The 436-nt window shown below is 61.7% G+C and carries 1 protein-coding gene; it reads right to left on the reverse strand.

Features of this window, described 5'->3' with window-relative positions:
- Positions 1–118 precede the first annotated feature (118 nt).
- Positions 119–436: DHHA2 domain-containing protein (locus tag NE591_RS12485; RefSeq protein ID WP_371130602.1), on the reverse strand; the 318-nt coding region annotated here is incomplete at its 5' end.

The following is a 436-nucleotide window of genomic DNA, read 5'->3' on the forward strand; positions in this document are numbered from 1 at the left end:
CTGGATTTGCCCCGCCTTTTGCCCAAGCGGCCTTCGTGCCGCGCCGTGGCAAAAACAAGGGGCAAGGCCAGGTGCCTGTCGGACCCGCAGCGTCGCGTAATAATTCCTCAAGGAATTATTACGTGGCAAGAATGGGGGCCGCCACCTGCTTCTTGCGGGACAGCACGCCGGGCATCCAGTTGCCGCCCTCGCAGCACTCGATCTCGAAGACGCGGTTCACACGGGCCGGATCGCCCTCCACGATGAACTGCGAGCCCTCGGCCAGAAAATCGGTGACGAGCAGCAGGGCGAACTCGTAGCCGTTGTCTTCCACGAGCTTCTTTATGTGATCGCGAATCTCCGCCTCGCGGGCCATCACAGTCGGCAGGTCTACCGTCTCGCGCTGGGCGATGAGTACCGTCACGTCGTCGTTGACCTTGAACTCCTTGGAATCGGC

The sequence above is a fragment of the Adlercreutzia sp. DFI.6.23 genome (genome assembly GCF_024462535.1).
Lineage (GTDB): Bacteria > Actinomycetota > Coriobacteriia > Coriobacteriales > Eggerthellaceae > Adlercreutzia > Adlercreutzia rubneri.